General features: G+C 69.5%; 21 protein-coding genes. 12 read left to right on the forward strand and 9 right to left on the reverse strand.

Annotated features, from left to right (window positions below; all coding sequences use genetic code 11):
- Positions 1-63 precede the first annotated feature (63 nt).
- The 4 genes from A8G15_RS24435 to A8G15_RS24450 all read left to right on the forward strand — a co-directional run bounded on the left by A8G15_RS24435 (position 64) and on the right by A8G15_RS24450 (position 4,780).
- Positions 64-1,299, forward strand: a complete 1,236-nt coding sequence (locus tag A8G15_RS24435; protein ID WP_245687983.1) for an MFS transporter — start codon at positions 64-66, stop codon at positions 1,297-1,299.
- 90 nt (positions 1,300-1,389) lie between these two features.
- Complete coding sequence (gene nirB / locus A8G15_RS24440) at positions 1,390-3,897, forward strand: nitrite reductase large subunit NirB (RefSeq protein WP_068165533.1); 2,508 nt, start codon at positions 1,390-1,392, stop codon at positions 3,895-3,897.
- Positions 3,894-4,229 (forward strand): nitrite reductase small subunit NirD, encoded by a 336-nt coding sequence (nirD, locus tag A8G15_RS24445; RefSeq protein ID WP_068165534.1) that lies wholly within the window; start codon positions 3,894-3,896, stop codon positions 4,227-4,229. The genes nirB and nirD overlap by 4 nt, the downstream gene beginning before the upstream one ends.
- 56 nt (positions 4,230-4,285) lie before the next feature.
- On the forward strand, positions 4,286-4,780 hold the full coding sequence (locus A8G15_RS24450; protein WP_156665539.1) for a hypothetical protein: 495 nt from the start codon (positions 4,286-4,288) through the stop codon (positions 4,778-4,780).
- Positions 4,781-5,225: 445 nt separating this feature from the next.
- On the opposite strand, the gene A8G15_RS24455 is transcribed toward A8G15_RS24450, so the two are convergent.
- Both A8G15_RS24455 and A8G15_RS24460 read right to left on the reverse strand, forming a co-directional pair.
- Positions 5,226-6,524 (reverse strand): hypothetical protein, encoded by a 1,299-nt coding sequence (locus A8G15_RS24455; protein ID WP_068165538.1) that lies wholly within the window; start codon positions 6,522-6,524, stop codon positions 5,226-5,228.
- Between the two features lie 130 nt (positions 6,525-6,654).
- A complete protein-coding gene (locus tag A8G15_RS24460; RefSeq protein ID WP_068165539.1) occupies positions 6,655-7,113 on the reverse strand; it encodes a 6,7-dimethyl-8-ribityllumazine synthase in 459 nt (152 codons plus the stop codon).
- 150 nt (positions 7,114-7,263) lie between these two features.
- Here A8G15_RS24460 and A8G15_RS24465 point away from each other — a divergent pair, with 150 nt between their 5' ends.
- Complete coding sequence (locus A8G15_RS24465) at positions 7,264-8,349, forward strand: hypothetical protein (protein ID WP_425415125.1); 1,086 nt, start codon at positions 7,264-7,266, stop codon at positions 8,347-8,349.
- Between the two features lie 9 nt (positions 8,350-8,358).
- Here the strand turns inward: A8G15_RS24465 and A8G15_RS24470 are convergent, their stop codons facing one another.
- The gene (locus tag A8G15_RS24470; RefSeq protein WP_082900143.1) at positions 8,359-9,417 is read right to left on the reverse strand and encodes a tyrosine-type recombinase/integrase; all 1,059 of its coding nucleotides are present in this window, start codon (positions 9,415-9,417) and stop codon (positions 8,359-8,361) included.
- Positions 9,418-9,626: 209 nt separating this feature from the next.
- Here A8G15_RS24470 and A8G15_RS24475 point away from each other — a divergent pair, with 209 nt between their 5' ends.
- Both A8G15_RS24475 and A8G15_RS24480 read left to right on the forward strand, forming a co-directional pair.
- Positions 9,627-9,944 (forward strand): hypothetical protein, encoded by a 318-nt coding sequence (locus A8G15_RS24475; RefSeq protein ID WP_068165542.1) that lies wholly within the window; start codon positions 9,627-9,629, stop codon positions 9,942-9,944.
- A 353-nt stretch (positions 9,945-10,297) separates the two neighbouring features.
- Complete coding sequence (locus tag A8G15_RS24480; RefSeq protein ID WP_156665540.1) at positions 10,298-11,311, forward strand: hypothetical protein; 1,014 nt, start codon at positions 10,298-10,300, stop codon at positions 11,309-11,311.
- Positions 11,312-11,344: 33 nt separating this feature from the next.
- Here A8G15_RS24480 and A8G15_RS24485 read toward each other — a convergent pair whose 3' ends face one another.
- From A8G15_RS24485 to A8G15_RS24510, 6 genes are all read right to left on the reverse strand, one after another.
- On the reverse strand, positions 11,345-11,725 hold the full coding sequence (locus tag A8G15_RS24485) for a Zn-ribbon domain-containing OB-fold protein (RefSeq protein WP_068165545.1): 381 nt from the start codon (positions 11,723-11,725) through the stop codon (positions 11,345-11,347).
- A 363-nt stretch (positions 11,726-12,088) separates the two neighbouring features.
- Positions 12,089-13,402: a PucR family transcriptional regulator gene (locus A8G15_RS24490; RefSeq protein ID WP_082900141.1), complete on the reverse strand. Its 1,314-nt coding sequence runs from the start codon at positions 13,400-13,402 to the stop codon at positions 12,089-12,091.
- 80 nt (positions 13,403-13,482) lie between these two features.
- Complete coding sequence (locus A8G15_RS24495; protein WP_068165546.1) at positions 13,483-15,291, reverse strand: sugar phosphate isomerase/epimerase and 4-hydroxyphenylpyruvate domain-containing protein; 1,809 nt, start codon at positions 15,289-15,291, stop codon at positions 13,483-13,485.
- On the reverse strand, positions 15,291-16,154 hold the full coding sequence (locus A8G15_RS24500) for a shikimate dehydrogenase (RefSeq protein ID WP_068165548.1): 864 nt from the start codon (positions 16,152-16,154) through the stop codon (positions 15,291-15,293). Before A8G15_RS24500 ends, A8G15_RS24495 begins: the two co-directional genes overlap by 1 nt.
- Positions 16,138-16,632 carry a type II 3-dehydroquinate dehydratase gene (gene aroQ / locus A8G15_RS24505; RefSeq protein ID WP_068165554.1) on the reverse strand — a complete coding sequence of 165 codons (495 nt, stop codon included), beginning with the start codon at positions 16,630-16,632 and terminating at the stop codon, positions 16,138-16,140. The genes A8G15_RS24500 and aroQ overlap by 17 nt, the downstream gene beginning before the upstream one ends.
- Positions 16,629-17,984, reverse strand: a complete 1,356-nt coding sequence (locus A8G15_RS24510) for an MFS transporter (RefSeq protein WP_068165555.1) — start codon at positions 17,982-17,984, stop codon at positions 16,629-16,631. Before A8G15_RS24510 ends, aroQ begins: the two co-directional genes overlap by 4 nt.
- Before the next feature lie 103 nt (positions 17,985-18,087).
- Between A8G15_RS24510 and A8G15_RS24515 the strand changes: the two genes are divergently transcribed.
- The 5 genes from A8G15_RS24515 to A8G15_RS24535 all read left to right on the forward strand — a co-directional run.
- Entirely contained in the window at positions 18,088-19,104 is a 1,017-nt protein-coding gene (locus A8G15_RS24515) for a LacI family DNA-binding transcriptional regulator (RefSeq protein ID WP_068165557.1), read from the forward strand.
- 154 nt (positions 19,105-19,258) lie between these two features.
- Positions 19,259-20,167 carry an aminoglycoside phosphotransferase family protein gene (locus A8G15_RS24520; RefSeq protein WP_068165559.1) on the forward strand — a complete coding sequence of 303 codons (909 nt, stop codon included), beginning with the start codon at positions 19,259-19,261 and terminating at the stop codon, positions 20,165-20,167.
- Between the two features lie 293 nt (positions 20,168-20,460).
- Positions 20,461-21,966 carry a TIGR02677 family protein gene (locus A8G15_RS24525; protein WP_068165560.1) on the forward strand — a complete coding sequence of 502 codons (1,506 nt, stop codon included), beginning with the start codon at positions 20,461-20,463 and terminating at the stop codon, positions 21,964-21,966.
- Positions 21,963-23,345, forward strand: coding sequence for a TIGR02678 family protein (locus A8G15_RS24530; protein ID WP_068165562.1), 1,383 nt, complete (start codon positions 21,963-21,965; stop codon positions 23,343-23,345). Before A8G15_RS24525 ends, A8G15_RS24530 begins: the two co-directional genes overlap by 4 nt.
- A partial coding sequence (locus A8G15_RS24535) for a TIGR02680 family protein (protein WP_068165563.1) occupies positions 23,342-26,884 on the forward strand: 3,543 nt, incomplete at its 3' end. The genes A8G15_RS24530 and A8G15_RS24535, both read left to right, overlap by 4 nt.

Below are 26,884 nucleotides of genomic sequence, written 5' to 3' on the forward strand. Positions count from 1 at the left end.
CCGCTCCTCCCACGACGCCGCAACCCACATCCTAAACCGGACATGGGATGTAGGATGTCCTACGTGGCTCCCAGTATTTCGACGATCAGCGCAGCACCCGGAACCGAGCACCACGACGAAACCCAGCCCCGATGGCCCGCCCGCCACTTCCACGGCCTCGGCTACACCCTGACGATCCTCACCCTCGGATCCAACATCCCCACCGCCCTCTACGGGCTCTACCGAGCCGACCTCGGCTTCAGCCCCCTCACCCAGACCGCGATCTTCGCCGCCTACGTCGCCACCCTCGTCCCCGCACTCTTCCTGCTCGGACCACTCTCCGACCGCATCGGCCGCCGCCCGGTCCTCCTCGCCGGCCTCGCCGCCGGAGCACTCGGCGCCATCGTCCTCGCCACCGCACACACCACCGGATGGCTCTTCGCCGGCCGCCTCCTCCAAGGACTGTCCATCGGCGCCTGCTCCGCCGCCGGCGCCGCCGCCCTGCTCCAACACGTCCCCGCCGGCCACCCCCGGCGCGCGGCCCGAGCCGCCACCGTCACCGCCGCAGGCGGATGCGCCCTCGGACCACTCTGGGCCGGACTGGCCGCCGAATACCTCCCCCACCCGCTGATCACGCCCTACGCAGTGTTCGTCCTGGCCCTGATCCCCGCACTCGTCACCCTGCTGACACTGCCCGCCGCCGCGACCGCGCGCACACCGGGACGCCTGCTCGAACCACCCCGCGTCCCCGCACCGATCCGGTCGGTGTTCACGCGCGCGGCACTCCCGGTCGCCGCATCGTGGGCCGTCGCCGGACTGTTCCTGTCCGTCGCCCCCGCCTGGATCACCGGCCTGCTCGGCACCACCAACCTCCTCGTCGGCGCGGCCGCCGCGTCCCTCATGCTCGTCTGCTCGGTGGTGACGCAGTTCTCGATGCGCGGACTCGAACCGCTCACCGCCCAGCGCATCGGCCTCGCGTGCAATCTCCTCGGCGTGGTGGGCCTCGCCCTCGTCGGCGCAGCCCCGAACCTGATCCTGCTGCTCGCCGTCACCACCTGCGTCGGCATCGGACACGGCCTCACCTTCGCCGGGGGCATGCAACGCGTCAGCGCTGCGATCGCCACCCACGCCCCCGACGCCGGCGGCTCCGTCCTCGCCGCCTTCTTCACCTGCGCCTACACGGGAATGGCCCTGTCCTCGCTGGCCGTGGGCCTGCTCATGAACCACCAGAGCGCCACCACCGCCGTGACGGAATTCTCGATCGCCACCGCCCTCGTCACCGTGATCGCCCTCGTCCTCAACATCAGCCGACACGGCTGACACCCGCGCTCCCGCCACTGTGAGCTCTTCCTGATCGCCGCGTAACCCCCGTGCCGCCGATCCGTCACCGCCGCGTCCGACCCTCGACGCATGACACCGACACCGCCCACCCCGGAGACCCCGCGCCGGCGGCTGCTCGTCGTCGGAAACGGCATGGCCGGCGCACGCACCGTCGAGGAAATCCTTGCGCGCGGCGGTCGCGAGCAGTTCGACATCACCATGATCGGCGACGAGCCGTACGGCAACTACAACCGCATCCTGCTCTCGCACGTGCTCGCCGGTGAGGCGGGCGTCGACGACGACGAACTCGTCCTCAACCCGATGAGCTGGTACCGCGAGAACGGCGTCACCCTCTACGCCGGCGACCGCGCGGCGCACCTCGACCGATTCGGCAGGGTCGTCACCTGCGAGTCCGGCCGCCGAGTCGGTTACGACCTGTTGATCGTCGCGACCGGGTCCAACACCTTCTTCCCGAACATGGACGGCCTGCGCGAAACCGACGGTCGTCTCGGGCGCGGCATCTTCGGGTTCCGCACCATCGCCGACACCAACGGCATGCTGCAGATGGCCGACGCCCACGACGACGTGTCCGCCGTCGTCATCGGCGGGGGCCTCCTCGGCCTCGAAGCCGCCTACGGCCTGCGCACCCAAGGTCTCGCCGTCACCGTCGTGCACTCCCCCGGCCACCTGATGAACCAGCAACTCGACGAACGCGGCGGACGCGTGCTGCGCACCGAGATCGAGAAGCGCGGCATCACCGTCCGCACCGGCACCCGCACCACCGCGATCCTGCGCGACGACCTCGGCGCCCTCTCCGGCGTACGTTTCGCGGACGGGGAAACCGTGCACACCGACATGGTCGTGGTCGCCGCCGGTATCCGCCCGAACACCGAATTCGCCCGCAGCGGCGGCCTCGTCGTCGAACGTGGCATCGTCGTCGACGACCAGATGCGCTGCGAGGACGAATCCGGCGTGTATGCCGTCGGCGAATGCGCCCAGCACCGCGGCGAGGTGTACGGCCTCGTGGCACCGGTGTGGGAGCAGGCCGTCGTCCTCGCCGAACACCTCACCGGCACGAACCCCGACGCCGCCTACCGCGGTTCCCGCACCACCACCAAACTGAAGGTCGCGGGAATCGACGTCGCCGCCATGGGCGTCAAGGGCCCCGAACGCGAGGACGACGAATTCGTCCAGTTCTACGATCCGCGCAGCGGGGTCTACAAGGCCGTCGTCGTCCGCGACGGCGCCCTCATCGGCGCGATGCTCCTCGGCGACATCGGCAAGGCGTCGATGCTCGCCCAGGCCTTCGACGGCAAGATCGACCTTCCCGACGACCGCGCGGCGCTCCTGTTCGACATCGGCGAACCCCAGGGACCCGACGTGGCCGCGGATCTGCCTGCCGACACGCAGGTGTGCAACTGCAACGGCGTCACCAAGGGCGACCTCGTCGCCTGCGTCCACAGCGGTGCCGCCACCCTCACCGAGGTGTGCGCGAAGACCCGCGCCGGCAAGGGCTGCGGATCCTGCAAGGGCCTGGTCGCCGACATCGTCGCGTGCGCGGCCGGTGGTGAGCTCGCCGACGACCCCGCCGCGAACTGGTACGTGCCGTGCATCCCGCTGAGCAAACCGGACCTGATCGCCGCGATCCGCGCGCGGGATCTGCGCTCGGTCTCGCAGGTGTTCGCCGCCCTGGCTCCCGCCGGGGAGGACGCGACGGCGAAGATGCCGCTGGCATCGCTGCTGCGCGTGGTGTGGGGACCCGACTGGATCGACGAACGCGGCGCCCTGTTCATCAACGACCGCGTCCACGCCAACATCCAGCGCGACGGCACCTTCTCGGTGGTCCCGCAGATGAAGGGCGGCGTGACCACCCCGGACCAGCTCCGACGCATCGCCGACGTCGCCGACCGCTACTCCGTTCCCCTGGTCAAGGTCACCGGTGGTCAGCGCATCGATCTGCTCGGCATCCGCAAGGAAGACCTCCCGCACGTGTGGGCAGACCTGGATATGCCGTCCGGGTACGCCTACGGCAAGTCCGTGCGCACCGTCAAGACCTGCGTCGGCAGCGACTACTGCCGCTACGGGCTCGGTGACTCCACGTCGCTCGGCATCGCGATCGAGGAACGCTTCCAGGGACTCGAGACCCCGGCGAAGCTGAAGTTCGCCGTCGCGGGCTGCCCACGCAACTGTTCCGAGGCGCTGTGCAAGGACTTCGGGGTCGTCGCCGTCGGGGACGGGCGGTGGGAGATCTACGTCGGCGGCGCAGCCGGCGCGCACATCCGCAAGGGCGACCTGTTCGCCACCGTCGGCTCCGGGGACGAGGTACTCCTCGTCGCGGGCCGGTTCATCCAGTACTACCGCGAGAACGCCAAGTGGCTCGAACGCACCTACGACTTCGTGCCCCGCCTCGGCGTCGATCGCCTGCAAGCCCTGCTGCTCCACGACGAGGAGGACATCGTGACCGGATTGGACGAACGCATGGCCGCGGCGGTCGACGGCTACCGCGACCCCTGGCTCGAACGGACCGCCCCGAAATCGCCGGCACAGTTCGTGCCGTCGTTGCCGCTGCTGCCGCTTCCGCAGGTTCCGGTCCGATGACCGCGCTGCACGACGCCTGTGCCGCCGTGACCGTCGAGATCGGCGCGCTCACCGACCTCACCCTCGGAGAGGGCCGCACCTATGCGGTCGACGGCCGGCAGATCGCGGTGTACCTGCTGTCCGACGGCACCGTCCGCGCCACCGACGCGATGTGCCCGCACCGGTCCGGCCCGCTCGCCGACGGCCAGATCGACACCACGGTCGTGGTGTGTCCCCTGCACCAGTACGCGTTCTCGTTGGAGACCGGCGCGTGCACCACCCCCGGCATCGGCTCCGTCCGGACCTACCCGGCCCACGTGAGCGACGGACGGATCCACCTGACTCTGCGGTAGTACCGGACAGCGACCGGGATGGATACGGTGGTCGAAACCGCCGAAGGGACCGTCCGATGAGCCAGCCCATCATCGTCGAACACGAATCGATCGTCGCGGCCGACGCCTCAGCCGTCTGGGCGCGGATCACGGACCCGGCCGGCATCAACCACGAACTGGCGCCGTTGCTCGCCATGCGAATGCCGCGCCGGATGCACGGCACCACAGTCGATCTCGTCCCGGTCGGAGTGCCACTCGGGAAGGCTCCACTGCTTCTGTTCGGTGTCCTGCCCGTGGAATACGACGCTCTCACCCTCGTCGAACTCGACCCCGGTCGCCGCTTCCATGAGAAGTCCACGATGGCGACGATGCGTCGGTGGGAGCACGAACGCACGCTCACCCCCGAGGACGGACCCCGTACCCGTGTTCACGACCGGCTCACGATGGAGCTGCGTGCTCCGCTCGCGCGGCTCCCCTACGGTGACACACTGGCCAGACAGATCGTCACCAGACTCTTCGAGCACCGTCACCGACGTCTGGCGCGCCATTTCGCGGAGCCGACCCGCGTGTAGAGGCTGGCGAGGGGATGTGAAGGTGAGTTGGTGGCGTGGGGTGAGTCCCGAGGAGGATTGGAATTCGGTTTTTCCAGTGATTCCGTTTTGTTCGGAATATCTTCATCGAAGACCGGCAGGGGTGAAGAGTTCAGGTCAACGAGCGACCTCTCCCTTTCCTGTCCCCGGCCACTCGATCAGCTTCCCTCGGCGCTCCTGAACGGTCCGGCCAGGCTCCCGAGGGCTCCTCCTCCCGCTGACCGGCGGCTTCACCCGCTCGCACCCCTGCCCTGCTCCAGGAAACAACGGGTGTCGATGGGTCGGATCCGCGTCACTCCCCTACCCCCAGCCTGTGTCGTCGAGGTATAGGCACAGCCTTGATGGGAATATACTGGTTGTTCTGTTTATTCGTCGTTTCCGTCTTCCCCAGAAAAGAGGACGCGAACCGCGTTCGCCGACGAGGCGGTCAGCCATCAGCGGTTCCATCGATTTCCGGGCGATTCCGATGGTCTTCCGTTCGTCTTCGCACCCAACCGATTCCGGCTCCCAGCGCCATCAGCGATATGCCGGTCACCCCTGCTGATATCAGTACGGCGCTGCCGTTCGGCACTTCACTCCCCTCCCCCTGCAGCGGCGTGTAAGCGGTCCAGCCGTACTTCGCCGAGAGGGGAACGAGGATCGCAGCCGGGGCGATCAGCGCGGTGGTCGTGATCGCAGGCTCCGAAGGCAGGCACGATGCGATGAGGAATGCGGACGCCACCGGGAAGATGACCAGCACTGCGACCAGGTGGGCGATGTCCCACGGTGGATTCTCCACGAGTTCGGTCGTGACCACGATGACAAGTCCTCCGATCCCTATCCAGGGACGGGAAATCCGGTTTCCCATCACCGAACCGAGAACGACAAGGGCCACCGGGATCAGCAGCGCCCACCACTGATCCGTGTACCACGCGAGTTCGCTCGGTCCGACGACGGCGACCGCGGTCCCGGCGAGCAGCACGGCGGCCGTCGGGCCGGGGATCCAGGCCGCGATGGCGATCGTGACCGGGACCAGAACAAGCCCCGCGAACCACCACCCCGGCAGCACCGTACCTCCGTGCAGACCGGTCACCGACCCGACGAAACGCCAATGCAGGATCAACCAGGCCGCGGGAAGGACGATCCCGACGAGCACTGTTTTCCCTCGGACTCGGACGTCGCCCGGGGCAGCTGCTCGGGTGTCCGCCAGCAGCAGTACGACCACCGCGATCGCGGCGGCGCCGACGAGCACCAGGAGAAGCACATCCACGGGCTCCGACGACGTCGGCAGGTAGTCGGCATATCGGCGCGGCGACGAGTCACGTCCCAGTCGCACGAGCGGTTCGGCGCATACGATCCCTGCGAGGACGCCTGCTGCGAGGGCGTTCGGACCGTGCAACGCATCCAAGGATGGGACCGCCGCGGCCAGGGCTCCGAGAAGTACGCCGGCCCCGGACGCTGCCGCATACACTCCGTATTCCCCGCCCCACGGGGCCGCCGCGATCGCCATCAGAGCGAGGCCTGCCATGGCCGCCAAAATCCGATGGATACGGACCCGCGCTCCCCAGGCGACCACCGCGGCGACACTTGCGCCCACGGTCACGCCCACAGCGCCCCCGGAGAACAGCAGGCCCACCCTGCTGCCACCGGTGATGAACACGAACGAGTTCGTGGTGGTCGATGCAAGGGTCGACCCCGCGGCGAACCCCGCGACCGCGAGACACAGGTGAAGACCGTGAAGACGCATGGGCCACACGATCCCGGAAGGACTACGTTTCGTCTGTGCGGCACGCAGAGAAGGAGAATATTCTGTTTTCTCCGTTTTCCGTCCTGTCCGGATTGACGTCCAGGTCCGGGTGGAAGTGGGACGGACCGGTCTATTCGGTGGGCAGCGAACGCAACGACTTCACCGTCGAGTCGACGGCCCGCGCGGCTTCGGCGCCCTTCTTCACGAAGTGCCGGGTGAAGTACTCGATGTGCTCATCGTGCTCGTGGAAATGATGCGGCGTGAGCACCACGGAAAAGACCGGCACGTCAGTGTCGAGCTGGACTCGCATCAGGCCGTCGATCACCGCGGTCGCAACGAAATCGTGGCGGTAGATACCGCCGTCCACCACGAGCCCGGCTGCGACGATACCGTCGTACCGCCCGGTCTGTGCGAGCCGACGGGCGTGAAGCGGGATCTCGAAAGCGCCCGGAACCTCGAAGAACTCGAGGGAATCGCGGGAATGCCCCAGTGCAACCATCTCGTCGGCGAAGCCCTCCCGGGCCTGATCGACGATGCTGCGATGCCACGTGGCCTGGATGAACGCGTACCGACCGAGACTGTCACTCATGGTGATGAAACTATCGCATCGGGGGCGCCCCCTCCCGCCGGCCGCACAGCCCTCTCCTCTGGCCGAGGACTACGGGAGGCAACCGACACGACCACACGCTTCGGAAATTCCGTCTGTTCCGTTTTGTACAGAGTGAGTACTGTGATGAGTGTGACCATTTCGGAGGATCCCACTGGCCAGGTCGAGCCCGTCGGCCCTCGGCCGGAACGCTACATCGATATCTACCGGCGTGCTGTGGCAAGCCTCGAGGCGTGCCTGCCCCTGGGATGGTCGGTGACTGCCGACCGTGCCCGCTCCCCCGAGGCACCCAAACGCATCCTGCTCACCGCTCCCGACGGCGACGCGGTGTCCTATGCGGTCATCACTTCCCGTGGCATCCTCAGCGGCGACATCGCGCGGATCTCGGCCGAGCTCAGCGAATCCGATCGGGGGTTCGTATGCGCGCACTACCTGTCCGATCCGGTCCGCCGCCAACTCGACCAACATGGCATCTCCTATGCCGATGCCACCGGCAATCTGACACTCGTCGCGGCCCGCCCGGCTGTCTGGGTCCGCAACCGCGGGGCCGACGCCGACCCGTGGCGCGGTCCCGGCCGGCCGTCGGGCGTGTTGACCGGTGAACCGTCCGAGCGCATCGTGCGGGCGCTCGCCGATCATGTGGGCGACATCTCCGTTCCCGAACTCATCAAGCTGTCGGGAGCCTCCACCGGTGCCGCCTACCGAGTGGTCGAGGTCCTCGCCGAACGTGAGCTGATCCGCCGCGTTCCCCGCGGCCCCGTCACCTCGGTTCGCTGGGAACCGATGGTGCGCGGCTGGGCAGCGGATCGGAAACCCTGCGCGACACGAGGCTTCTCCGCTCCCGAGGGTATCGAGGCGGTGCGGTCCAGTCTCGCCGAGCGTGTCGACCTCGGGTACGCACTGACCGGCGTGGGAGCCACGGACTACGCCCCGACGGATGTCCTCGAGGTGTATGCGGACGATCCCGACGAGTTCGCCGCCGAACTCGGACTGCGGCCGGTCGAGCGGGCCGCCGACGTGGTCGTCGCGATCCCGTGGACGCCGGTGGTGTTCGACCGGATGGACCGCCGCGACGGGTTGCGGTTCGTCGCACCCGCCCACGTGTACGCGGACCTGCTGGCCGGACCGTTCCGCAATGCGGACGCCGCCGACCACCTGCGGTCCCGGATGGAAGCCGACGAATCCTGGTGGCGGCGACCGCTCGGCCGTGGCCTGTGACGGTTCCGCTCAGAGTCCGAGTTCGGTGACGGCATTGCCGACGAGTCCGGCGTGGTGGCGGCTGTAGATCGCGACCATCCGTTCGTCGGCGTGCCCGGTCTGCGTCATGATCGTCTGGGTCGTGGCGCCGTTCCGTACCGCTTGGGTGACGAACCCGGCGCGGAGGCTGTGTCCACCGAGGGTGGCGACGAGTTCCGGGCTGAACCCGGCCTGCCGGGCCCGGCGCTGGATCATCGAGTGCACCGATTGCCCGGCGAGCCGTCCCGCTCCGATCGAGCCGGTTCGGTGGACCGGCCGGAACAGTGGACGGTCGGGTGCGGCGGTGTGCAGGGACAGACCGCGGCAGTGGTGCTCGCCGAGGTCGTCGGTGGTGTCCGCGAGCAGCGACAGGACGGCCGGGCGCCCGCCGTCGTCCCATACGTCGAGGACCTCGCGCCACCGCCGGTATGCGCACACCGGGCACGTCTGCGGGTCGCGGCCGTACGGCAACGTGACGACGCGCCCGCGGGCGTCGCGGTCGGTCTTCGACCTTCGGATCGTCACGTAGAGACCGTCCGCGCGGTGCGTGACCACGTCCGATACGGCAATGCCGCACAGTTCGGAGCGGCGCAGCGCTCCGGCGAGTCCCATGAGCAGCAGAGCCGAATCCCTGCGTTCGGCAATTCGGTCCGCGAAACATGTGGCGGTACCCCGCATGCCTCCCACGATCGCGCGGACGTCCTCGGTCAACAGCGGGGTACGCCGGGCCGAGGGCGTGGCGCGGGTGCGGCGGATCCCGCGCAGGATGTCGCGGACCGTCTCGTTCCGTCCCGGGCCGGGCAGGCCCGCGAGCGCGTGGACCTTGTTGATCGTCGCCACCCAGCGCGCCATCGTCGCCGGCGCGAACGCCCAGCGACCGTCGGGGCGGAGCTCACCCGACTTCTCCGTCAGGTACCAGCCCAGCAGTTCCGGCGACGCGGGAAGTGCCGTGTTCCCGGAACCGTGGCACCAGCGGACGAATTTGTCCCAGTCTGCGGTGTGCGCGGCGCGAGTGTTGTCCGAGGACGCCCTGTCCCGCAGCCGCCGCATCGCGTCCTCGGCACCGTCGGGGAGGTTCGGGGGCGAGCCGGCGGATTCGAGACCTCCGACCGGAACCCCGATTTCTTTCGTCACAGTGACACTCCCCCTTCCGATGTGCGTGCCGGGCCGATTCCCGCACCGTATCGGCAACACGCGGACCCGCTCGGATGCGACGATGAATCGGCGTGTCGACGACCCACTCTTCCGGGGGACAGATCATGAGCATCCACGCAGTCACCGCTTCCGCACCGACCGGCGACGACCGCGTCTACGGCGCGCCGTACGAGACGTCGGACGGCACCACGATCGTCACCGTGACCGGCTTCCACCGTGCATGGTTCCGACGGGGCGCCGTGCAGCCGGTTCCGAAGCCGATCGGAGTGTTCGTCGTCCGCGACGGCGAGGTCCGCTGGGTGGCTGCAGTCGACGAGACGCGTATCGCGCTGATGGGCGAGTTGATCGGTCTGGTCGCCGCGACCATCGCAACACTCGCGGTACTCCGCCGGCCGCCGTGGCCGGATCTGTCCATCCGCTGACACGCACATCGATCCACCACAGCGACAGGGGTGTGCGTTCGCCGAGATTCCAGGCCGGCGGCGAGCGCCGCGCGGCGCTGCCGGCCCCCTACCCAGTTTTCGGGGCACCCGCAGTGCTTGATCGTCATAAGAGGGAATTATGACGATCAGAAAGAATCCATACTCCTATGCGCATGTATTCATGTTTTGTGAGCAACTTCGCAGGATCCGAGGGGAAACTCACGGCAGACTGCACTCCCAATCGTTTTACCTGCGGCTTTACCACCGGTTCGTCATTTTTTTCGTTTCATTTCTTGTTACGTATCGTGTAATGTAATGTATAAAAAGGCACGAGAGGGTCCGGAGAGGTCGAAATGAATGAAAACGAAGCTGCTGCAGAGGCGAAGCCGCGCGTCGGCAGGCCCCGCAAATACGCCTCCCCCGCGGATCGGGTGCGCGCGCACCGCGAACGCGAACGACAGCGCAGAGAATCTGCCCAGCTCGCCGAACTCACCTCCCCCGCCGACCCAGCCGAAGGTGCCGCCAACCTCGCCGCCGCGGTTTCGTCCCTGCGCACGCTGACCGCGGTGAGCCTCGAGCAGTACAGCGCGGTCGCGGCACAGATCACCGCCGCCGTCGACAAACTCACCGACCCCGCGGCACTCGAAGCGCAACTGACCAGGGCATCTACCGAACTGGCGAAGGTCAAGGCCGACGCCGACGCGAAGATCGTCCGCCTGCGGGAGCAGTTGGCGCAGGCCACCGAAGACCGGGAGAACGCCGACGCAGCCGTCGACGCCGTCGATGCGGAACTCGCCGAGGCACGCGCCGCGCACACCGAACGGATGCAGCAGCTGAAGGTCGCACACGAGGACGAACTGACCCGACTGAAGCGCGAGCACGCCCAGACGCTCAGTCAGTGGAGGGACCAGCTCGACGACGCCGCGGCCGAGCACACCCGTATCACCACAGAACTGCAGGACACGATCGCCACTCAGCAGAAACATCTGACGGATATGGCCGGCGAACGCGACGGCCTACGGGCCGAGCTCACGCGCACCCAGACCGACCTGGCACGAGCCTGTGCCGATATCGATCAGCACACTGCCACCATCACCCGCCTCGGCACCGACCTGGCGTCCGAACGAACCCGAGTCGCCGAATTGCGCGATGCGCTCGAACAGGCCCGCATCGTCGCCGCAACCGCGCAGGCCGCCGAATCCGCGGCCCGGGAACGCGGCGACGAACTGCGGTCCGAAGTTGCCGATCTGCGTGCCGAGCTCGCCACGGCCCGGGCTGCCCGGCCCGCCGAGAACACCCCCGCCGAGAACACCCCCGAAAAGTCCGAGATCACCGATCCGGACGATCAGGTCCCGGCACCCCGATAGGAGCCGATCGGCAGCGGGCGGCCGGACCTCGACTCAGGCGGCGCACACTCCGAACACCGGGAACCTGTCCACCGGGCGCGCGGACCGAAGCTCCACACGCACCGGTGCGTCGGCACAGACGGGGAACGAACCCTCGATCTTCGAGTACACCCACGGTCCGTCGTCGAGTTCGACTATCGCGATCGTGAACGGCTCCTGCTCACAGTGCCGTCCGGGCGGGGCGTGGTTCAGCACCTTCCAGGACACGATCGAGCCGGCACCGGAACAACACACCGACTCGAGCTCGGCGCTCCCACACGACGAGCACGTCGGTGCCTGGGGTCCGATGAGGGTCTCGCAGTCCTCGCAGCGCAGGATCATCAGGGCGTCGCTCGTCGTGGAACCGGGTCGAGCCGCTTCGCGGTGGGAGGCCATCGATGTCCTTTCCGGGGTGCGGAGAGTGTGCGAGACACAGCCCGGATCGGCACATCGTCGGCGGCTGCGTCTTCCTATCGGGTGTATGACGACGACCTTCCGGCATCCACCCTGCTTCGACGGTAGGTTTCCGTCTCGCCGATTCCATCGGGCTGACAGCACACAGAAGCCTCGGAAGCGCTGGGCCGTCCGCACAGTGACCGGGGCCTCATCACGGGGTGCGAGCTGCGGGCACTCCCGGGCCGGCGCAATGTGTGCGCCGGGATCGGTTGGGGCGTCCGGCGCACACATCCACCGAGGAATGAGTGTGGCACTGCCGATCCCTCGTGGCGGGAGCCACATGGTCCGCCGGCTCCGATTCGATCACCGCGGTGGGGCCGGGGTTCCGGCCGGCGTGAGCACCGCGGGACCGAGCCAGTGGCACAGTGCCAGCGCGTTCTCGAGGTCGAGCCGGGATTCCCGCACGCTCCTGCCCAGTAGTTCCTCGGCCTTGTGGATCCGGTAGGCGACGGAGTTCCGGTGCATGTGCAGCTGTGCCGCGGCGGCGATGTAACTGCCTCCGTTCGAGAGAAACTCGTAGAGGGTATGGCGTAGTTGTGCGGCCCCCGGCTCGTCGGCGGCGAGCGGTCCCAGGGTGTCGTCGACCCACGAACTCGTGGCCTCGAGGTCGTCGCACATCAAGGCCACCGCACCGACCGAAGTGATCGGGACGAACCGTGGCCCCGGCAGCTGTGAAGCCCTCGCCACCACTTGGGCTTGAAGGGCCTGCCGGTGGGTTCGGACGAACCCGTCGAGACCTTCATGGGGGGCTCCGAGTGCGGCGATGAAGGGTCGTTCCCAGCCCTCGACGATCGACGGTAGCCCTGCGAGATCTATCTCCGCGGTCCCGCCGAGCGGAATCCACGCCCAGCAGATGCGCTCGTCGGAGGGTTCGAACAGCGCGCGACCTGCTGCTCCGAAGTACTCCGCGAGGGTGGCCACCGCCTGCTCGAGTTCGGTCAGCTCGTTGTCGACCGCCGCGGTGTCCTCGGACCAGATGATCACTCCGAGGTGGTGCTGACCGAGCCGGTAGCCGAGGGTGGTTTCGGCATCGGCCACCTCCACCGGACGTTCGGCGAGAATGTCGTGGATCCGCGCGGACCGCGACGCATTGCGGTTGAACAACCACGTGTCGCGCTCCGACTCGTACACGCCGAGCAGCCGCTGGGACACCCCGTCGATCCCGGCGGACAACCTCGTCAGGATCGCCACCCCCGCCTGGGTGACCGCTTGCGCGTCGTCACTGAGCCCTGCGAGCGCCTCGAGGCACCAGCGCAGGATGCTGTCCTGCGCGAGCCGATTGCTCCGCTCCACCAGAGAAACCGGGAATCCCTGCCGGGCGAGTATCCGCACGAGACCGAAGGACGCGTCGGGGATCACGACGTCGCGGAGGTCGTCGCTCAGGAACTGGGTGACGGCACGGGCCCCGTCCAACGCGGCCAGTTCGAGCACGCGGCGGGTCCGGCGGTCATCGGACATCTCGCTGATACCCGAGCTGAGCCGGGCGACGATGGCCCCGGCGATCTCGGCGTGCCGTGTCGACGAGAGGTCGGCGACCGCGGCCACCAGTGCGCGAGCGGCAGCACCGGGTTCGGCACCGCCGCGCGCATCCGTCTCAACCTCGCGACCGGTCATCATCTTCGTTTCCGGAAAGAATCCGATGATCGAGCGTACTGCCTCGGGCCGGATCAGTGGGTCCGACGATCGGACCGCGCATGTCAGCGGCCGCGAGCCGTCACGGACGCGAGTCGCACATGCGTGTTCGCCGAGCCGTATCCGTCGTACCCGCCGCGACGTTCCAGAATTTCGACCTGGAAGCCACCATCCACGGGAACGGTGTAGGCGTGCAGCAACTCTCCGGTGTCGTTCCGGCCGTAGAGAAGGTCGTGCTCTCTGAGCAGGGCGAGCGCAGCGGGATCGAGCGCGAAGCGCGCATCGAGATCCGCGTAGTAGTTGTCGGGCGGGCTCAGCATGTCGACACCACGCGATCGGATTCGCCGCACCGCATCGACGACATCGGCGGTCGCGAACGCCAGCTGCGTGATACCGCCGTGCTGCACGTCGTCGCCGCCGCTGTCCGACACCGTCAGTGCGACACGCAGATCACCCTTCGCCGCGCGCAGCGCGCGGATACGCAGCCGCCCCTCGGGCTGGATGTACTCCTCGGAGCCGACCGGCTGCAGGCCGAACAGGGTGCGGAAGAACGACAGTTCCTCGTTGAGCTGGTCGGCGGAGACGGCGACGTCGATGTGGTCGAGTCCGAGCCACCCGTCGTCCGGTACGCCTTCCGTGGCGACGAAGTCGGTGTGCCAGTCGTCGGTCGCGCCCGGTTCGGCACTGACGAACACGTGCAGTCCGGACGGCGACGTGATCCCCGGTAGGCCGGCCTCGCCCCGGCCGCGGGTCTTGTCGACCGCGGGCCACAACAGCGCCGCCGCGCGCTCGGCGACGTCCGCGACCGGAGGCGCGACGAGCCCGAACGCGGTTGCGGCAGTGCCCGGCGCCGGGGCTTCGTTGAGCACCACGTTCGCGCCGCCGTTCCGCCACCACACGACCGGCTTGGAGCGGTGCCTGCCGGCGATCCGGAAACCCAATCCGGACAACAGGTCCGGGTATGCCGATCCGGTGGGATCGGTGAGTTCCACGAAGGCCACGTCGGTGCGGCGCGGGGCCGGCGGTGCGACGGATACCTGTTCTCGGGCGGGTGCGGACAGGCGGGCACCCAGCTGGTCCTCGAGGAACACCAGCGACCGCATCCCGTCGCGGGCGGTGACGAACGGGTCGGCCTCGCGCACGACATCGCTGAAGATCTCGAGGGACAGCGGCCCGCGATAGCCGGCCTCGAGCACCGCCGCGACGACCCCGGCGACGTCGAGGGTGCCTTGGCCGGGGAAGCAGCGGAAGTGGCGGCTCCACTCGAGGACGTTCATGTCGAGCAGGGGTGCGTCGGCCACCTGGAGGAAACCGATGCGGTCTCCGGGGATCCCGGCCAGGGCCGAACCGTCGTCGCCACGGGCGAGCATGTGGAAGGTGTCCACCGCGAGGGTGATCGCCGGATGGCCGGTGCGGACCACCGCCGCCCACGCCTGACCGAGCCGATCCACGTGCCGTCCCCAGGCCAGCGCTTCGTACGCCACCGTGACGCCGAACGATGCGGCCAGTTCGCCGACCGCGTGCAGTTGCTCGGCCGACAGGTCCGGGTCGTCGACAGCGTCCGGCAGTGCGTTGGAACACGCGAGCATCGTGCGTGCTCCCAGCGCGGTGGCGACCTCGAGCTTGCGACGCACCCGGTGCAGCACCGCGGGGAAGCGGCCGGGATCGACACCTTCGACGTCCCGCAGCGGCTGGAACAGGTCGACCGTCAGGCCCAGGTCCGCACATCTGCGGGCGATCTCCTGCGGCGGACGCGGTGATGCCACGAGATCGTTGTCGAAGATCTCGACGCCGTCGAACCCGGCGGCGGCGATCGCCTCGAGTTTCTCCTCCAGAACCCCGGACAGGGACACGGTGGCGATTCCACGGTGCATCAGCGGGTCAGCTCCTCGAAGTGGCGCAGCATCCGGGCCGCGTCCGGTTTGCGGCCGGTGAAGTACTCGAACGCCCCGACCGCCTGGAAGACCGCCATCCCACCTCCCGGTACGACCCGGCACCCCCGCGCGCGGGCGAGTCGGACGAGTTCGGTCTCGAGCGGGAAGTAGACGACGTCCGATACCCACAGGTCGCCGCGAACGAGCTCGGCGGGCACGGGGAGTCCCGGGTGTCCGGTCATGCCGGTGGGGGTCGCGTTGATCAGTCCCTGGGCGCCGGCGAGTGCGCCGGGGAGGTCGGGTGTCGCGTCGACGCGGTCGTCGCCGAATCGTTTGGCGAGGTGGGTCGCGCAGTGCTGGGCCTTCTCGGTGTCGACGTCGACGATCGATACGTGCGCTGCGCCCTGTTCGAGCAGCGCGTAGGCGACCGCGGATCCGGCTCCGCCGGCCCCGACGAGCACCGCGCGGTCCGATACCGCGTCGGGCAGCATCCGCCGGAATGCGCGTCCCCAGCCCGACCAGTCGGTGTTGCGGCCGAGGGCGCGGCCGTCGCGGAAGACCACGGTGTTGACGGCGCCGAGATCCTCGGCGTCCTCGCTCAGGTCGTCGAGCAGTTCGATCACGCGTTGTTTGAACGGGTGCGTGATGTTCAGTCCGTCGAATCCGAGGCGCCGCGCCCACGCGAGGACCTGGGGCAGATCGTCGGCGTCGAAGCCGAGCCGTTCGGCGTCGATCAGCCGGTAGGCGAGGCCGATGCCGGACTCGCGCCCTTCTCGTTCCTGCATCGCGGGGGTGAGTGAGCCGCCGATGCCGGCGCCGACGAGCCCGAGGACGAAGGTGGGGTGCTCAGTTGTGGTGGGCATCGTGCAGCTCCTCGATGCGGGTGTGCGGGGCGGCCGGGTTGTCCAGGGCGGCGATGTGCCGGACCGCGTACTCGTAGCCGGCGGGTCCGAATCCTGCGAGGACGCCGGTCGCGACCGCCGCGATGTACGACACGTGCCGGAACGGTTCCCTGGTGTGAACGTTGGTCAGGTGCACTTCGATCACGGGTGCGGTGACGGTCGCGAGAGCGTCGCGCACGGCGACCGAGGTGTGGGTGTAGGCCGCCGCGTTGATCACGATGCCGCGGGCCAGGTCCCGGGCTTCGTGGATGTGGTCGACGAGGGTGCCCTCGTGGTTGGTCTGGCGGAAGTCGATGTCGTAGCCGAGTTCGGTCGCGGTCCGGCGGCAGAGGTTCTCGATGTCGGTCAGGGTTGCGGTGCCGTACAGCGCGGGTTCGCGCCGGCCGAGCAGGTTGAGGTTGGGTCCGTTGAGGACCGCGATCGCCGGCCGCCCGGTCATCGGGAGGCTCCGACGGGAACGCGCGAGGTGTGCGACTCGGGCGTGGAGCCGAGGTCCGCGGTCGCGATCTTGTGGGTTCCGCCGGGTCCGGTTGCGACCGCGACGGCGGCGATGAGGACCGCTCCGGCCGCGAAGAGGGCGACCCGGTACCAGTTTCCGGCGTCACCGTTCATGAGCGAGCCGGCGATGGCCGGGGTGAAGCCGGCAAGCGCGAAGCCGAACTGGGTTCCGATCGCCATCCCGGACAGGCGGACGCTCGTCGGGAAGTATTCGGCGTAGGTCGCGGGCCAGCACGCGTTGGGCATGCTGTAGACGATCCCGGCGAGGAGGATTCCGGTGATCAGGACGAGGGGGACGTCGCCGCGGGAGATCGACCACAGGAACGCGGCGACCAGGATCGCGCTGCCGATCAGACCCGACAGGAACACCGGTTTGCGTCCGACCCGGTCCGAGAGCATAGCCCACAGCGGGATCGTCCCGACGGCGATGACGTTCGCGATGATCGCGAGCCACAGCATCGTGCTGGAGGCGATGCCGATGCCGTATTCGTCGTCGGTCGCGAAATTGAGGGCGAAGACCTGGAAGGCGGTGTTGACCATCGCGATGAACGACGCGAAGAACACGCGCAGCACGCCGCGCCAGTGGTCGCGCATCAGGAGGGACAGCGGTGCGCGCGGAACGCCGGCGTGCTCCTGCTCGGAGTGGAATTCGGGTGTCTCGTCGAGGGTTCGCCGGATGACGAAGCCGACGAGGACGACGAGTGCGCTGAGCCAGAACGGGATTCGCCAGCCCCACGCGTGGAGTTGATCGTCCGAGAGCAGTGCCGCGAGCGGGAGGAAGACCGCGGGCGCCAGGACCTGTCCGCCCTGCGTGCCGCTGAGCGTCCAGCTCGTGAAGAAGCCGCGGCGGTTGTCGGGCGCGTGCTCGAACGACATCGAGTTGGCCCCCGCCTGCTCACCGGCGGCCGAGATGCCTTGGAGGAGTCGAAGGACGACGAGCAGCGCCGGGGCGAGCAGGCCGACCTGGTCGTAGGTGGGCAGACACCCGACGAGGAAGGTCGAGACACCCATCAGCAGGAGGGTGCCGATGAGGATCTTCTTCCGCCCGTAGCGGTCTCCGATATGCCCCATCAGGAAGGAACCGAACGGCCGGGCGACGTAGGCGACGCCGAATGTGGCCAGCGAGGCGACGGTGGCGGCGGCGCGGTTGCCTTCGGGGAAGAAGATCGTGGGGAACACGAGCGCGGCGGCGGTGCCGTAGATCGCGAGGTCGTAGTACTCGAGTGCGCTGCCGCTCCACGCGGCGAGGGCCGCCTTGCGCGGCGTCCGCTGCACGGTCGTTTTCTCTGTCATGGGGCTCTTCCGTCGGTCGCATCGTCGTTGCCGGTCGTTTTCGACGGTAGGGTGGTCGGGGTCACACGACAATCGTTTGCCATTCTTTGCCATAATTTGCGGCATGACTCCCGATCCGGCTGGCCGGCACCCGCGCAAACGCGCCACCATCACCGATGTGGCGCGCGCAGCCGGGGTAGCTGCGTCGACGGTTTCCCGATCGTTCACCAACCCGGATCGGGTCAATTCCCGTACCCGTGAGCACGTGCTCGCGATCGCCTCCGAACTCGGCTACTCCCCGAGCCCGATGGCGCGCGCACTCGAGTCGGGGCGCACCAACACCCTCGCCCTGCTCGTCCCGGACATCACCAATCCCTACTTCGCCGGCGTGATCAAAGGAGCCGAACGCGCGGCCGCCGCAGCGGGCCGCACCCTGGTGATCGGGGACACCCAGGAGAGCCCCACCACCGAGGCGCGCTTGGTCCAGCGTCTCGGACCTGCCGTCGACGGTTTCGTTCTCAGCGCCTCGCGCATGCCCGACGACGAACTCCGGCGCGCGGCCGAACTCAACGCGATCACGCTGGTCAACCGGGCAGTACGCGGATTTTCCTGTGTGGTCGCCGATTACGACTCGGGCACACGTCAGATCGTCGACCATCTCGCTTCCTTCGGTCACCGGTCGTTGATCTTTCTGGGCGGACCGCCCGAATCGTGGTCGGGTGCCCGGCGGTGGCTGGGGCTGCGCGCCGCGGCCCAGGCGCGCGACATGAGCGTGCGCCGTTTCGGCCCGTATTCCCCCACCCTGGGCGGCGGTGCGGCCGCGGCCGACGCGGCGGTCGCAGCCGGGGCCACGGCGGTCGTCTGCCACAACGACATGCTCGCGATCGGCGTTCTGCGACGGCTCCGGGACCGGAAGATCACAGTCCCGGACCACATGAGCGTGGTCGGTTTCGACAACATCTTCGGCTCCGACCTGTGCACGCCGACGCTCACCACGCTCGCCGAACGAACCGAGGATGCGGGTTCCCGGGCGATCGACATGCTCGGGCGGCAGGCCTACGAGCGGGTGGTGGAACAGGCCGAGAGCGTGCTGCCCACCCAGTTGGTGGTTCGCGGGTCCACCGGTGCCGCCCCCGCCTGATTTCGGTCGGGACACCGGTGGCCGATGATGGAGAGCAGCGGCCGTCGGTATCGCGGTGACGCACCGAGGATCGGCTGAACGGGCACGCGCCGGAACGGAGTGGACGAGTGACGACCAGGACGTACGAGTCGACCCGTGCCGAACGCCGGTCCGCATGAGGACAGTCATCCCGGTCGGTGTGCAAGCGATGGCGGAGCGCGGCGCGCAGTGGGCGGCGTGGGTGGACGGACTCCCCCGTCTGGTGTCACAGATCGTCGGCGAATGGCGGCTCACCCCGGACGGCGAGGCGACCCACGGTCACTGCTCGCTGGTCCTGCCGGTCCGGGACACCTCCGGCCGCCCGACCGTCCTCAAGCTCGGGTTCCCCGACGACGAGTCCGCACACGAACACCTGGCGTTGCAGCACTGGCACGGCGACGGAGCCGCGCAGCTGGTGCGGGCCGACCCCGCGCGCCGCGCGCTGTTGCTCGAGCGGCTCGGTACCGACGATCTGACCGGGTTGTGGGACGTGGAGGCATGCGGGATCGCCGGTGGGTTGATGTTGACGTTGCACCGGCCGGCGGTCCCGCGGCTGCGGCGGTTGTCTGCGTATGTGGGGCGTGAGGCCGACATACTGGGGCGGCTGCCCCGCGACAGCCCGATCCCCCACCGGCTCGTGGAGCAGGCCACGACGCTGGTGCACGCTCTGACGGCGGACGAGGGTTCGTCGTCGGTGATCCTGCACGGCGATCTGCACTACGGGAACGTCCTGGCCGGTGAGCGGTGGCCGTGGCTCGCGATCGACCCGAAGCCGCTGGCCGGGGACCGGAACTTCGAACCAGCCCCACTGTTGTGGAATCGGTGGGACGAGCTGGCCGGCGATGTTCGTGGCGGTCTGCTGCGCCGGTTCGACGCCGTGGTCGATGCCGGCGGGCTCGACGAGGATCGGGCTCGCGGCTGGGTGGTGGTGCGGGCGGTGATCAATGCGCGGTGGACGCTCGACGGGGCCCGGGGTGCGCTCAATCCCGAACAACGCGATCGGGTGACCCGGTTCGTGACGATCGCGAAGGCGGTTCAGCGCTGAGCACGCGGTCGCACACCGGACAGGATTTCGCCACCCGCGCGGGGAGGCGGCACCTGCTCGACGACGCGGCTGCAGTGCGCCGGAGGTCGCGCTCGGTCATCGGCCGAAGGTCGGTACGGGTCCGATCTCGCCTGCCCCCGACCGATGACGCTCCCCGGCGCTGCGGTGTGTGTTGGTGCGGGGGCGATGAACGCCGTCCGAGAAGTGGTTCGTGGTTCCGTGGCCCGACACGGTCGGCGGGTGATGCGGGAACGGCGCCCCGGTCCGCCTAACCTGTCACGGTGAGTGAAACAGTGCAGTCCCATCCCGGCAGGGTCGAGGACCCGATCGCGCGGGGTGAGCGGCTTCGGCTGTTCTCGTTCGCGACCGCGGAGAAACGCGCCGAGTATCTGTGGGTGTTGCGGGCGTTCGACCATGCCCGCGCCAACTATGTCGTGTTGCTGCACGCCGGCGAGGTCGCGTCGATCCTCGGGCGGATCGGGGTGGACGATCCGGCGGCGTCGTTGTCCGCGCAGGAGATCACGCCGCTGCTCGAGCAGTTGCACGTGTGGGGTCTGCTCGAACGCAGCTACGACGGGACGCGGGCGGCGACACTCGCCGAGTACCGGAATCGGCATTTCGTATATCAGTTCACGCGGCCGGGTTATCACGCGTTCCGCGCGGTGGAGGATGTGCTGAGCAGCCGCGGGGAGGATGCGTCGCTGTCACGGTTGGCGCTGGCGGATCTGCTGGCCGATCTGACGGATCTGGCCGCGGCGAACGAGGCCGGCGACGGCGAGCTGATCATGCGCAAGCTCATGCGGCTCGATGCGACGCTGTCGGACATGGCGGAGCGGGCCGCCCGGTTCTATCTCGTGCTCGGTGACCTGGTGCGCACGACCGAGATCACCCCCGAGGCATTCCTCGCGCACAAGGATGCGCTGCTGACGCACATGCGCGAGTTCAGTTCGGATCTGGCGCGGTTCGCGCCGAAGCTGACATCCGCGCTCGAGCGGGTGCAGGCCACCGGTGTCGAGCGGTTGCTGGCGCGGGCCGCAGCACACGACGAACGGGTCCTGTTGTCCGTCGAGGAACGCGAGGCCGACTGGAGGTCGCGGTGGCGCGGCATCGAGCACTGGTTCGTCGGGGTGGGGTCGGCGCCGAGCGAATCCGATCGGCTGCGGGAGGGCACGATGAGCGCGATCGCGGCGGTACTGGCGTTGCTGCGTCGTGTCACCGAGACCCGCAAGGGCGGCGTGAGCCGGGAGTCGCAGTTGCGGCACCTGGCGGGCTGGTTCGCCGCGGCCCCGAACGAGGAAGCGGCGCATGCCCTGTTCGGGGCGGTGTTCGATCTGGGCCGGCCGCGGCATTTCGCGATGCCGCACCCGGATCCGGAGGCCGTGCCGACCGGGATGTCCTGGTGGGAGGCACCGCCGGCGGAGATCTCCCGGACGCTCGCGGAGACGGGCCGGACCCCGTCGGCGGGTGCGCCGGGCAAGGTGGTCCGCAACGAGTCCGGGATCCGTCGTTTGAGGGAAGCGCAACTCGAAGCTCAGCGGCGCCGCGCGGCGGCCGCGTCGTCTCTCGCTGCCGGTGGGGTGCGGGAGCGGGAGTTGTCGGAATCGGAGACCGAGGTGCTGCTGGGTCTGCTGGATGCGGCACTGTCGGCGGGGGTGCCGGTCAGTGCGCAGGTGCGGGGCCCGGCGACGGGGTCGGGGAACGGGGTGACGTTGACGTTGACGCCGAGCGCGGAGTCGATGGTGGTGCGGACGGCGCGGGGGCGGCTGCATCTGGACGGCCTGTCGGTGGACGTGCGGTGAAGGCGCGGACCATTCCGTCGCTCGAGCTGGATTCGTTCCAGCGGGCGGTGCGGTTGATTCTCACCCATCACCTGGTGACGGTGTCGTATCCGGATCCGAACGCACTGCCGCTGGTGCGGCGGTGGGCGACGGAACTGCGCGCGGACCTGCTCGAGGTGTTCGGTTACCGGCTCGAGGTGACCGAGACGACCGCTCGGTTGTTCACGGTCGCCGATCGGCTGGACCCGGGTGCGGGCACCTCGACGGTGTCGGAACGTCCGTTCGATCGGCGCCGGTACGCGTATCTGGCGTTGGCGCTGGCGGCGCTGGGCCGGGCCGGTAACCAGATCAGCCTGTCCGAGCTGGCCGAGCACGTGGCGGCGGAGGCGTCGCAGGTCGACGGGGTGGAGCTGGCCGCGGATCGGGCCGCGGACCGGGATGCGTTCGTCGACGCGGTGGCGTGGCTGTGCGCGCGGGGGGCGATCACGCTGGCCGACGGTGATGCGGGTAGGTGGGCGTCGGACCCCGAGATCGGTGAGGCGTTGTACGACATCGACCGGGCGGTGGTGACGGCGTTGTTCCGGCCGGCGCGGGTGGTGCAGCATCTGCGGTCGGTGCGGGGTCTGCTCGCCGACGGTGACGCCGCGGTGGGTCCGGAACGCACCGTCGCGACGGCGGAGGTCGCGCGGCGGGTCAGACGTGCGCTGGTGCAGCGGCCGGTGCTGTACGCGGAGGAACTCGACGACGCGGAGGCGTTGCAGCTGGCGTTGCCGCGCACGGCCGCCGATGTCGAGTTGCTGACCGGCCTGGTCGCCGAGCGGCGCGCCGAGGGTGTCGCGCTGGTGGATTCGTCGGGCCGGCTGTCGGACGTGCGGTTCCCGGGTACGGGATCGGTGGCGCAGCTGGCGTTGTTGCTGGCCGGTGAGATCAGTGCGCGGGTGCTCGAGCCGGGGGACGCCGGGTTGCTGCGGGTGCCGCTGCCGCCGGACCGGCACGACGCGCTGGTCGCGGCGGTGGATGCGGCGATCCCCGATTCGGGGGTGTTCGCGGCGCTCGCCGTCGAGGATCCGGTCGTGTCCGAAGCGGTCGTGGTGGAGGACGAGGAGCGTCCGGTGGTGCTGCATCCGCTGATCGAGGACGGGTGGCTGGCGTCGACGGTCGGGCAGCTCGTCGACGCCTACGGACGCACGTTCGCCGCGCAGTGGCAGGCCGACCCGGCCGGGTTGGCGGCGGCGGCGCTGGATCTGCTGGAGAAGCTGCGGCTGGTGGTGCGGGTGCCCGGTGGGGTGCTGGCATTGCCGGCGTTGGCGCGGTTCCGCGGGGTGACGGTCACCGTGCGCGAGCGGGACCCGCAGATCGATCTGTATCCGGGAGACTCGAGCGAGGCGGAGTTGTCATGAGCAGTGCCCGTTTCCGGCCGACACGGGCCGGGATCATCAACCTGTGGGACTACCGGGATCAGGAGTTCTCGTTCGCCGACGGCCGTCTGGTGCTGCGCGGTCCGAACGGGTCGGGCAAGACGAAGGCGCTCGAGGTGCTGTTTCCGTTCGTGTTCGACGGGCGGATCGAGCCGCGGCGGTTGAATCCGTTCGCCGGTGAGGAACGCACCATGCGCTCGAACCTGCTCTACCGCGGGCAGGACAGCGCGTATTCGTATGTGTGGATGGAGTTCTGCCGCGGCGACCGTGACGATCCGGAAGCCGTGACGGTGGGCATCGGGATGCGCGCCACGCGCGGCAACGACAAGGTCACCCGCTGGTATTTCGTCGTCGACGGCCGGGTGGGGGTGGATTTCTCGCTGCTCGACGCCGAGGATCGGCCGCTGACGCGCAAGCAGTTGATCGACGAGGTCGGCTCGGATGCGGTGTCGGATCGGCCGGTGGACTACCGCGCGGCGATCGATGCGCGCCTGTTCGGACTCGGGGCGCAGCGGTACGACCAGCTGATCAACCTGATCCTCACGTTGCGGCGACCGCAGCTGGCGAAGAATCTCGATCCGAAGGGGCTGTCGCAGGCGCTGACCGACGGGCTGCGTCCCCTGGACGACCAGCTGGTGTTCGAGGCGGCCCGTTCGTTCTCCGACATGGAGGAGGTCGCGCGTGTTCTCGAGGGACTGTCGGCGGCGGACGAGGCGGCGCAGCGCTTCGTCACGGTGTACGGGAGGTACCTGCGGCAGCAGGCCCGCGCGGACGTCGAACAGGTCGCGGCGCGCCTGACGGCGGTCGATGCCGGGGTCGCGGCGCTGCACGGTGCGGCGGCGGACCGGTTGCGGTCCGGGACCGACCGCGCCACCGTCGAGCAGCAGCTCGCCGACACCGAGCGCGAACTCGAGCAGGCCCGCGCGAATCTCGAGGCGCTGCAACGGTCCAGCGCGTACGAGGGTAAGCAGCAACTCGACGATCTGGCGCAGGCCGTCGCGAATCTCGAACGCACCACGGTCGCGCAGGGTGAACAGGCACGGCGGGCGCAGGCAGCGCTCGCGCAGCGCACCGAGGACACCGAACGGGCTGCGGCGGCCGTGACGGCGGCGGTGGCGGCGCTCACCCGCGGTGAAGCCGCCCTCGCCGCGGCCGCGGAGGACGCGGGCATCGCGTGGATCGCCCCGGACCCGGAGGTGCGGGCCGAGCAGTTGGCGACCGCGATCGACGGACGCGTGACCGAACGCGAGTCCGACGTGCAGGCGGTGCGGTCGGCGCTGTCCCGGGTCGAGGGTGCCGCGTCGGCGCGCACCCGCGCCGAGTCGTCGGCGCAGCGCGGCCGCGCGCAACTGGACACGGCGCGGGCGTCGGTGGAGGCCGCCGGGACGATGGTCGAGCTCGCCCGCGCCGAGGCGGCGAACCAGCTGCGCACCTGGTGGGGCGAGCACGGCGACGAGTACTCGGCGGCGGGCGTCGCGAACGGTCTGCTCGCTGCCCTCGACGACACGATCGCCCGCGCCGGCGACGACGATGCGCCCGCCCCGGCGGTGGTGCTCGCCGCGCACACCGCCTCGGCGGTGGAGGAGGTGAAGTTCCGGCGGCGTTCGTGTGCGGCCGACGCGGAGGCGCTCGAGGCGCGGATCGGGGAACTCGAGTCCGAACGGTCGGCGGTCGCGGCCGAACACGATGATGCGCCCGTGCCGTTCGCAGCCCGTTCCGGCGATCGCGAGGGGCTGACCGGTGCGCCGCTGTGGCGGCTGGTGCGGTTCGCCGACGACGTGACGCCGGAGTCCGCGGCCGGTATCGAGGCAGCGTTGGAGGCGGCGAATCTGCTCGACGGCTGGGTGTTCGACGGCCCGGCGCCCCAGGTCGGGTCCGAGCAGTTCCTGGAGCCGTTGCCGGCGGAGCGGCGGCCGGGCGGGCGCACCCTGGCCGACGTGCTGGTCGCCGAACCGGACGCGGGGGTCGCGGAGCAACGGGTGCGCGACCTGCTCGCGTCGATCGCGTTGACCCCGGCGGACGAGTCGGTCGCGGTGGCCGTCGACGCTGACGGCCGGTTCCGGCAGGGCGTGCAGGTCGGACGCCACGCCAAGGCTCACGCCGAGTTCATCGGGACGACCGCGCGGGCGCGCCGACGGCAGCGCCGCCTCGCCGATCTGGACGCAATGATCGTCGAGGCCCGCGCCGCGGTGGAGGCGCTGGGCGCGGATCGGCGCCGGCTCGGTGAGCAGTTGACGCGGCTCGAGCGGGCGGCATCGGCGTTGCCGCGCACCGGCACCGTCTCGGCGGCACTGCGGAAGGTCACCGAGTGCGCGGGTGCGTTGCGGACCGCGACGGACTCGGCGGCGGCGGCGGACCGGGATTTCGATCAGGCGCTGGCCGAGCACGCGGCCCGGGAGCAGCAGGTGCGGGCCGCGGCGGTCGCGCACCGCACCCCGCACACCGCGCGGGAACTCGACGCGGTGGCCGCGGCGATCCGGCATTTCCAGTCGCAGGGTCAGGCGTTGCTGCGGGCACGGCGTGAGCACACCGCCGAACTCGAGCGGTCGCGGGATGCGGCGGTGCGGCTCGACGAAGCCCGGCGCGCCTCCGAGGAATCGGCGGAGCAGGCAGCGGTCGCCGAGGAGTCGCTGACGACACAGCAGCAGCGTCTCGAGACGCTGCGGGACGCGCTCGGTGCCTCCGCCGAACAGATCGACGAGCAACTCGAGCGGGCCCGCGAGCGGATCGAGACGGCCAAGGCCGCACAGCGCACCGCCCGGAAGGCCTACGACACGGCGATCGAACGGATCGGCAAGGCCGAGGCCGCACACACCGCGGCCGAGCAGACCCTGCGGTCGACGCTGGTCGAGGCGCTGGCCGACGCCGAACATCTGGCCCCGTATGCGCGGCCGGAACTGTTGGGGCTGCTCGGAATCGAACAACCCCATGCGTGGCCGGCGGGTCCGGCGGCGTGGCTCGACGCCGACCAGCTGGTGTACCGGATCCAACGCGACACCGACGGTGCGGTGCCGGTGCTGCCGGCGGAGGTGTCGGCGCTGTACGGCTCGCTGCTGTCGGCGACGGAGTCGGTGACGGTGTCCGAGACGGCGCGCAAGTCGACGCGCACGGCCCTGACGTCGGCGTTGCAGGAGTTCGATGCGCAGTTGGCCGCGGCCGGCCAGGACTACCGCCTGCACTGGGACGCCCCGGACGGGGTGACGGTGGTGCGGGTGCAGGACGAGCAGGGTTTCTCGTCGGTCGGGCAGTTCGCGACCCGGATCGCCGCCGCGCGCCGCGATCAGGAACTGCTGCTCACCGACGCCGAACGCCGCATCCTCGAGGACGCGTTGCTGACCGGGCTCGCGCAGCAGATCCACGAACGCACCGTCGACGCCCGCGCGCTGATCGCGCAGATGGCCACCGAGATGCGCAAGCGGCACATGTCGTCGGGCAACACGATCGGGGTGCACTGGGCGCTGGCCGATCACCTCGACGACCGGTCGCGGGCGGTGTGCCGCCTGCTGGACCGGGACGCGTCC

It is taken from the genome of Rhodococcus phenolicus (assembly GCF_001646785.1).
In the GTDB taxonomy this organism is placed as follows: Bacteria; Actinomycetota; Actinomycetes; order Mycobacteriales; family Mycobacteriaceae; genus Rhodococcus; species Rhodococcus phenolicus.

Bases quoted from the DNA above. Each gene is read 5' to 3' on its own strand.
- A8G15_RS24490 (WP_082900141.1), bottom strand. From the start codon at position 13,402: ATGATGACCGGTCGCGAGGTTGAGACGGATGCGCGCGGCGGTGCCGAA.
- A8G15_RS24455 (WP_068165538.1), bottom strand. From the start codon at position 6,524: ATGCGTCTTCACGGTCTTCACCTGTGTCTCGCGGTCGCGGGGTTCGCC.
- A8G15_RS24500 (WP_068165548.1), bottom strand. From the start codon at position 16,154: ATGCCCACCACAACTGAGCACCCCACCTTCGTCCTCGGGCTCGTCGGC.
- A8G15_RS24510 (WP_068165555.1), bottom strand. From the start codon at position 17,984: ATGACAGAGAAAACGACCGTGCAGCGGACGCCGCGCAAGGCGGCCCTC.
- nirB (WP_068165533.1), top strand. From the start codon at position 1,390: ATGACACCGACACCGCCCACCCCGGAGACCCCGCGCCGGCGGCTGCTC.
- A8G15_RS24520 (WP_068165559.1), top strand. From the start codon at position 19,259: ATGAGGACAGTCATCCCGGTCGGTGTGCAAGCGATGGCGGAGCGCGGC.
- A8G15_RS24495 (WP_068165546.1), bottom strand. From the start codon at position 15,291: ATGCACCGTGGAATCGCCACCGTGTCCCTGTCCGGGGTTCTGGAGGAG.
- A8G15_RS24470 (WP_082900143.1), bottom strand. From the start codon at position 9,417: ATGCGGCGGCTGCGGGACAGGGCGTCCTCGGACAACACTCGCGCCGCG.
- A8G15_RS24485 (WP_068165545.1), bottom strand. From the start codon at position 11,725: ATGGCCTCCCACCGCGAAGCGGCTCGACCCGGTTCCACGACGAGCGAC.
- nirD (WP_068165534.1), top strand. From the start codon at position 3,894: ATGACCGCGCTGCACGACGCCTGTGCCGCCGTGACCGTCGAGATCGGC.
- A8G15_RS24480 (WP_156665540.1), top strand. From the start codon at position 10,298: ATGAATGAAAACGAAGCTGCTGCAGAGGCGAAGCCGCGCGTCGGCAGG.
- A8G15_RS24450 (WP_156665539.1), top strand. From the start codon at position 4,286: ATGAGCCAGCCCATCATCGTCGAACACGAATCGATCGTCGCGGCCGAC.
- A8G15_RS24475 (WP_068165542.1), top strand. From the start codon at position 9,627: ATGAGCATCCACGCAGTCACCGCTTCCGCACCGACCGGCGACGACCGC.
- aroQ (WP_068165554.1), bottom strand. From the start codon at position 16,632: ATGACCGGGCGGCCGGCGATCGCGGTCCTCAACGGACCCAACCTCAAC.
- A8G15_RS24515 (WP_068165557.1), top strand. From the start codon at position 18,088: ATGACTCCCGATCCGGCTGGCCGGCACCCGCGCAAACGCGCCACCATC.
- A8G15_RS24460 (WP_068165539.1), bottom strand. From the start codon at position 7,113: ATGAGTGACAGTCTCGGTCGGTACGCGTTCATCCAGGCCACGTGGCAT.